8 protein-coding genes and 1 pseudogene are annotated in these 6,982 nt (G+C 59.2%); 4 read left to right on the top strand and 5 right to left on the bottom strand.

What is annotated here, in order from left to right; genetic code table 11:
• Positions 1-185: hypothetical protein (locus MTBLM5_RS18755; RefSeq protein WP_217425045.1), on the bottom strand; the 185-nt coding region annotated here is incomplete at its 3' end.
• Between the two features lie 223 nt (positions 186-408).
• Here MTBLM5_RS18755 and MTBLM5_RS19065 point away from each other — a divergent pair.
• Both MTBLM5_RS19065 and MTBLM5_RS15255 read left to right on the top strand, forming a co-directional pair.
• Positions 409-537: a hypothetical protein gene (locus MTBLM5_RS19065; protein ID WP_256367182.1), complete on the top strand. Its 129-nt coding sequence runs from the start codon at positions 409-411 to the stop codon at positions 535-537.
• A 388-nt stretch (positions 538-925) separates the two neighbouring features.
• Positions 926-1,945 (top strand): IS1595-like element ISMmg5 family transposase, encoded by a 1,020-nt coding sequence (locus MTBLM5_RS15255; protein WP_173976925.1) that lies wholly within the window; start codon positions 926-928, stop codon positions 1,943-1,945.
• Positions 1,946-2,098: 153 nt separating this feature from the next.
• On the opposite strand, the gene MTBLM5_RS18965 is transcribed toward MTBLM5_RS15255, so the two are convergent.
• Together MTBLM5_RS18965 and MTBLM5_RS15245 are read right to left on the bottom strand one after the other, a co-directional pair.
• Positions 2,099-2,329, bottom strand: a complete 231-nt coding sequence (locus tag MTBLM5_RS18965) for a hypothetical protein (RefSeq protein WP_254431083.1) — start codon at positions 2,327-2,329, stop codon at positions 2,099-2,101.
• Positions 2,330-2,368: 39 nt separating this feature from the next.
• Positions 2,369-2,635 (bottom strand): hypothetical protein, encoded by a 267-nt coding sequence (locus tag MTBLM5_RS15245; protein WP_152619670.1) that lies wholly within the window; start codon positions 2,633-2,635, stop codon positions 2,369-2,371.
• A 399-nt stretch (positions 2,636-3,034) separates the two neighbouring features.
• Here MTBLM5_RS15245 and MTBLM5_RS15240 point away from each other — a divergent pair, with 399 nt between their 5' ends.
• Positions 3,035-3,514 carry a bacteriohemerythrin gene (locus tag MTBLM5_RS15240; protein ID WP_009867583.1) on the top strand — a complete coding sequence of 160 codons (480 nt, stop codon included), beginning with the start codon at positions 3,035-3,037 and terminating at the stop codon, positions 3,512-3,514.
• Between the two features lie 157 nt (positions 3,515-3,671).
• Entirely contained in the window at positions 3,672-4,244 is a 573-nt protein-coding gene (locus MTBLM5_RS15235) for a hypothetical protein (protein ID WP_173976924.1), read from the top strand.
• A 44-nt stretch (positions 4,245-4,288) separates the two neighbouring features.
• Here the strand turns inward: MTBLM5_RS15235 and MTBLM5_RS15230 are convergent, their stop codons facing one another.
• The gene (locus MTBLM5_RS15230; protein ID WP_173976923.1) at positions 4,289-5,542 is read right to left on the bottom strand and encodes a hypothetical protein; all 1,254 of its coding nucleotides are present in this window, start codon (positions 5,540-5,542) and stop codon (positions 4,289-4,291) included.
• Between the two features lie 270 nt (positions 5,543-5,812).
• Positions 5,813-6,253 (bottom strand): annotated as a pseudogene (locus tag MTBLM5_RS18960) (IS21 family transposase); the annotation flags it as partial.
• Positions 6,254-6,982 lie beyond the last annotated feature (729 nt).

Below are 6,982 nucleotides of genomic sequence, written 5' to 3'. Positions count from 1 at the left end.
TCGCCGGAGGGCGGGATTTTTCGAGGTGCCCTTATGTATGCCCTCGCCGGGCGCAAACCTACGGTTTGCTTGGCCGCTCGCTCAATGCTCGCCAAAGCGGTTTGCGCCAGATAAAGCGCAAACCGCTTTAGCTTTCGAAATGCCGAAACAGAAACCGCAGCATTTGGTTGTGCATTGGAGGTCATTAGCAAATACTCCGGCACGTAAGCCTGTCCAGCTTAAGCCGCTCACGCAGCAAGCGTATCATGCCTATTTCAAAAGCCATATACCTTGCCAGCTCTGCCTTCATGCATTGGCCAGCCTATGTCTCCTCCTTCATCCGGAGAACCCCAGTCTCCAATCCCGCAGCGATCACCGTGTCCGAAATGGCATCCTTGACCTCACCAGGCAGAATGATTGCGGCCCTCCATGAGCCATCTGGTGCCCGGTATGTTGGCAAGGAAACCTCGTACTTTTGCCATCAGCCCTCACCTTGACTCCTTGGATGATCATCTCGATGCCATCAAAGACGACCTCAACATCAGCCAAGGCACGTAGCTTACCGGCATTCTTCACTTCGCTGATGCCGATTGCGGATACAGTAATCGATGCGGTGTCCATGGTCGGATTTACGTTCAAGATTTTCACCATATGGGCGAAAAGTTCATCCTGTACGTCTTGATGGCGCGTCCCGAATACGATAGCGTTCTGCTGTTATATTCACCTAATCGGCTGTGTCTTGATGGATATTTCCCGCCCACCCCCAAAATCCGTCCAGCATGATTAGGCGGTAGAGTTCTCGCCCGTTCGCCACCGCCGATCTGCTTTACGGTTCGCTCCGCTTCACAGGAACGACCACGAAGAACTCTTGATCATTCCGCGCCTATTCGCTTTACGCCCACACCCACTACATTTAGAGTGGGTGCAAAGCGAATAGGTGGTGGCCATGGACGTTCTCGACCGAGCTGACCTCCCGTTCCCGGAATCGCTTCCTGGGTTCCAGCGGCTTTTTCCTGACGATGCGGCTTGCGCCACGTACCTGGAGCGCTCCCGTTGGCCGGACGGTTTCGTCTGCCCCCATTGCGGTGTTGTCGGATCACCGTTCCGCTTCGAAAACCGTCCCGGCATCCTGCGTTGTCGGGCCTGCCGCAAGAATACTGGCCTGACCGTTGGCACTGTCATGGAGCGCAGCCATATTCCGCTCTCGACGTGGTTTTGGGCCGCCTATCTGGTGTCCAGCCAGACGCCCGGCTTGTCTGCCGTCCAATTCCAGCGCCAGCTTGGACTGTCCCGCTATGAGACTGCGTTCGGCATTCTCCACAAGCTCCGCGCCGCCATGGTCCGTCCTGACCAAGACCGCATCGGCGGCCATCCCGATCAGCATGTTGAGGTGGATGAGACGTGGGTAGGTGGACGCACACGCGGCGAGGGCCGGGGCGTCCATCACAAGGTGCTGGTGGCCGCCGCCGTCGAGGTGCGGCACCGGGAACCGGGAACCGCCCAAGACAATCGGCGCGACGGTCGCTACGCCGGTCGGGTGCGTCTGGCGATTGCCGCCGACCGTAGCGCCGAAGCGCTGGGCGGTTTCGTCAAGAGTGCCGTCGAACTCGGCACGCTGGTCATCACCGATGATTGGAGCGGCTATGGCGGGCTGCGTAAGGACGGCTACGACCACCATGCAATTGCCCAATGCGGCGACCCAGAGGTGCCGGAGGAGTTCTTGCCCATCGTCCATCTGGTCTTCTCAAACCTGAAATCGTGGATCAACGGCATTCATCACGGCGTCAGCGCCAAACACCTTCAGGCATACCTCAACGAGTTTACCTTCCGGTTCAATCGCCGCTTCTACCCGTTCAATGCCTTCCGGTCGCTCCTTGGAATTGCCGGGGATGCGACAGCGCCAACCAAAACGGAGCTATATTCGGGAGAGTGGCGACATCCTAAATGTAGTGGGTATGGGCGTTAAGCGAATAGGCACGGATCATTCAACGTTCCAACCGACACCATCAACGTCTCATGCTGGTTCACGAGCCGGGCATGGGGGACACCATCGACCGCCGTCCAAAGGCGGGACACCTCCCAGACTTTCCTGGTGTGGTCATTTGCCTTTGTGAACCGGTCACCGACTTGGATGGGTGGAGTTTTTCGCCCGAATATCGCCATTGTCGCCCGAAATGATTGCCTGCGCTCGTCCTGCTGTATCTCGAATCGCTTGGATTTGTCCAAAAAACTTTCGATCCTCTGACAGCGTGTGCTTTGCCACCAGGTCACAGGCCAGGAAATTGAACAGGGCGCCCATGGCCAGTTCGCCCGCACGATCGAATAGGCTGAAATAATAGGCCACCGGCAAACGACACATCCATCCAAGCCCCCTGTCGGGCTGAAACTGTCATTTGCGCCACATCCAGCCCTTCAATCGCGCGGACATTGCCAGCGGCATCCGCAACCGAATCCGGGTTCCCGGCCCCATGGCGCGCTGGACCGCATGATGAACGAAAAGTATGCACAGCGCCCCCACCGCGATCGCGACGAAAAGATGCACGAACAAGATCGCAACCGTCAGGCCAATGGCCACGACCAAAAGCAGCCGAAGCCATCCTGCGGAATTTACCGCCCGGCGAATCTCCTCGAAGCCGAAAGCATTATTATGCGCCACACTCCTCCCCTTTCGATTGCGAGCCCCGATCAAAGCCGCATGCCCCCATGATTGGGCCCCATACGGGCGGGGCTCGTCAAACGATTGTTGCATCCTTGGAGATATGTTGCCGCTCATCAGATATTGCGACTTATTTTTACTCTCTGTCCTTAGGCCGATTTATGCTAGAGTCAGTGATCGAATTCGAGATGATTCGCCCTGCGGGAGACGCCGCCGATGCCGCTTCCCCACGGCTCGGATCGTAAGCCTCGCGGCTTTGGAATGTAGCTTGAACTTTGGCCGGATTTGCCGGCGATCCCGGTTGACTTTTGGTCGCGCTGACTGACTAAGTAACTCTGGCATGGGGCATTGCCGTAGTTGGGCCGCCCGTTAAAGCAGGTCGTGAGACGAGGAAGAGGAATGAACCAGACCAATCCGCTCCCCGAATGGACCGATGATTTATCCGTGAACGTCGAAATCATCGACGAAGATCATCAGGCGTTCTTTCGCTTGGCGGCTCTGATGAATGACGTGACCGCCACGCCCGACAACGATCAGCTCTACCTCATCGAAACCTCCATCAATATCCTCGAGGAATATATCGAGGGGCATTTCCTGCGCGAGCAAAAGGCCATGGCCAAGGCCGACTACGCCTATCTGGTCGAGCATATCGCGGCGCACGACGCCTTTGCCGACCGGGTAACCCGCATCGTTCAGGACTACCGCCAGACGGGCAATATCGAACATATCGGCGCCCTGGCGCATTTGGTCACGGATTGGCTGAATATCCACATCCGGGGGGTAGATGCCCAATACAAAGGGATCTTGACCAACGCGAATGTGGATGACCGCCCCCTGGTGTATATGGCCGCAGGCCTGGACACCGAGCTTGCCTCATAGCCAAAGGTACGAAAGCCCCCCGTCGGCAGATGCGCCTCTTCCTTCGGGCTTGGGGATAAGGCGGGCCGTCGTGCGCAAGGACGGCCCGGATGGGATTGCCGACCCCGACGGGTTCAGACAGAATGGGCCTGTCAGCGTCAGCACAGGGTCCTGAGAGATGGCGCATCCTTCGATACTGTCCGTAGCGCTGGCGAACCTGCAGAAATCCCATGAATTCCTGCTGAAAATTCTGGACGCCTGCGGCAACATCCCCGGAGCCCCCGGCGCCGCGTCTGATCAGGAAATGATGGCCGCTATCGCCCATTTGGCGCATTTGACCGAATCCGTGATTCAGGAGGGCGAATATGCCCGCGAGAACGGCGGCGACTTCGTGGCAGCCGACATATTTTCCGAAACAGCCCCCGACACCCAGGCATCCCTTCTCCAGGCGCCCCCTGCCGACGATAAAATGCTCCGCCTCCGGGTCATCTTGCAGATATGCCTGGAGCAAAGCGACCGGAACTGGCTCCAGGCCAAGCGGCTGAAATCCGAAAACGCCGCCCTGCGGCGCGGCATGAAGCAGGTCGCCGCCGATGTGGCCGCCGCCCGCTCGATGCTGCCGCCGGTCGCTGCTGCCGCCCCCCGACCAGCCCCGGCCCCGACCCCCATCGCGGTGGCAAGACCGTCGCCCGCGGCGATGCCCATGACGGTGACGCGACTGGCCGGACAGCAGAAGCTTCGGCTGAAATAGGGGGTCGACGCCGAACTCTTCGAACGCCCCGCCCATGGCCCTGATCAGGGCTTCTTCCCCGCCCCACGCGAACGCAAAAGATCGGCAACCCCGTTCTGGCTTGCCACCCCGTCGATCGCCTCGGCGGGCGGATGAAACCGGCTCACCCCGCGCTTGCTGCGCTTGTTGCGCGTCAGATCGGCCAGTTCAAACTGTTCCGCCTCCATTTTCTGGAGCTTCCCGATTCCCTCCCAGGCGGAATCCAGCTTTCGCTTCATGGTTTCGTCGGCTTTGCGTCCGCCCAGGACGGCGACGATTTCCTCCACCGAGGCCAATCGCTCCTGCAGAAGGTCGCCGCCTCCCAGGGTGATTTCTCCGCCGTTCAGATACTTCTCCATATCGGCGATGATCGCATCCAGCCTACCGACGGACATTTCCCGCAAGATGCCGATGAACAAAGCCTTCATCGTCCCGATGTTCTGCCGCAGCGGATTGTCCTGGCCGCGATGGGGACCTTTGTTCAAGTCCACCAGGGTGACGAGGTTCACCAGCCTATCTGCCGCCTCCATGATCTCTGCGCGCACGACCTTGCGCGTCCGTTCATCATCGGTGGCATGCAGGGCTTCCTTCAGATGCTCGATTCTGGCGGCGATTTCGCTCACGCCATTGAAGATAATGGATGCCTGGGAATTGGGATCCTCCCCCACGACGGCCGGCGCATGCGGTCGGCGCGGGGCCAGGCCCAGCTCCCCGGAATGGCCCGCGGCGGCAAGCTTGCGGGGGGCCGGAGACGGAGACGGAGACGGCGATTGCGTCGCGCAGTCCTGGCGGTCGGCAGCGCGACGGAACGGCCCTTCGTAAAGGCCCGGAGCGGGATTGCGGCGGCAAGGCCCCCGAAAGGTCGGGTTGGCGATGAACTCGCGCTTTTCATTCAAGGCGCGATTGACGTTTTTCAGCATGCCGCGCGTGCTGATGGGCAGGGTCATGACGCAATTGGCCCCGGAATTGCGCATCATGGACAGATTGCCGACATCCATGTGACTGATGACGCAAATCATCGGCCCGGTCACGACGCCTTCGGGGGTTTCCATTCTGATGCGCCGAATCATGTCGAGCGGTTCGTCGATATCGGTACCGGCGCAAACGATCAGGTCATAGATGCCGGAAGCGGCGAACTTAATCGCTTCGGTCAGGATGCCCGACTTCAAAACGTCGGCAAATCCAATCTGATGCAAGGATGTCGCGATCAAGCTGCAAAGCGAATCGTCCGAGGCCACGACCATGCATGCCTTGCCTAAGAAGGAGGTATTCAATGACATTCCACGATCCTTGGCCCCACGCGCGCTCCGCATCTCAGGGAATAAAGAACCAGCCGATGAAAACGGAAAAAGCCATTCCGTGCTAGTCTGGATCCGATGAATAGGTATTGAAGCATGGTTATGACCGGGTTATCAAACCCCTTGCGAATTGAAGGGGGCATACGGCAACCTTAACGCCTGGGGCCGAGGCTTACGCCAAGTCCGGTATTCGGCCAAGACAGGAGACAAGGATGGGCACGGAAAAGGGGGTGCCTTCACCGGAAACGGACNGTGGATCTTGCACTCCACCCCGCCGATGACGGCCTGTGCCTCGCCGAAATCCACCTGCGCATGGCCGGGTGGATGGTACAGCGGCACGAACATCTCCTTCGATCGGAGCCGCTGCTCGGCCACATATTCCTTGATGATGGTGTAGCCACCAGTGAACCCGTGCTCGGCCTTGAGACGCTCGAAGATCCGCTTCGCCGTGTGTCGCTGCTTCACCGGCATCTTGGGATCATTGGCCAGAATTTGGTCGATGATCCCGGTGAACCTGTCCAGCTTCGGCCGTGCGGCCGGCTCCTTCCGCCGATACCCCGGCGGCACTGAGAACGCGCACATCTTGTCCACCGTCTTGCGCGCAACGCCGAATAAACGCGCAGTCTCTCGCCGGGACCGGCCTTCAACGAAGACCGATTGCCGCACCAACAGATAAAGATCCACGGGCTTCATGCTCCCGCCCTTCGTCATCATCAGAAACGAAGGGCATATCACTGGCCGACTTTTACGCCGCCCTCAGCACCACAACGGCGCCGATCCGTGGCCTACTTTCTCTCCGGCGCGCACACTCCTGACGCGCCTACAGGTTGAACTGGCCGATTCCCAAGTCCTGTCGGCAGGAAGTTCAAAACTCTAAGCCGGCCACAAGTTGCCTTGAAGGATAGCACATCATGCCTTTGCGTCTTCATTCCATGCCCGCTGGCCAGGGTTGCCCTATGAACGGAAGCTCCGCTTTAGGGAGCAAGGCGGGAGCCTTAAAAGGTCTTGGTGCAAAGACCGGGGCTGGGCTGGGCCTCGGGCAATGCAATACCACGACTGTTGGAAAAATAGCTGTGGGCGCCAAAGGCGTTCCAATGGGATGGGGGGCAGGCGCAGGAACCGGAGCAGGTACGGGTCTGGGTGGCATTGGGCCATGTGGAACCGCTGTCGGCAAGGTGGCTTTGGGAGCCAAGTCAGCCACTCCCATAGTGTGGAGCACCGGAGCTGGTGCTGCCTCAGGTCATGGGATCAGTTTGGGCCTAGGCCTTGGACTTGGGGCATGGGGGCCGGTTTTACTGGGGGCTGGCATTGCTGCACTCGGCTATTACCTCTATGCCAACCGGAACCGAAAGCCCATCCCTAACAAAGACGAATTGGCGGTAGCCTTGAACGACGCAGCCTGCTGATCCGTAAATTTCTCTA

It is taken from the genome of Magnetospirillum sp. LM-5 (genome assembly GCF_902729445.1).
In the GTDB taxonomy this organism is placed as follows: domain Bacteria; phylum Pseudomonadota; class Alphaproteobacteria; order Rhodospirillales; family Magnetospirillaceae; genus Magnetospirillum.
This window is presented reverse-complemented; position numbering and strand designations above follow the sequence as displayed.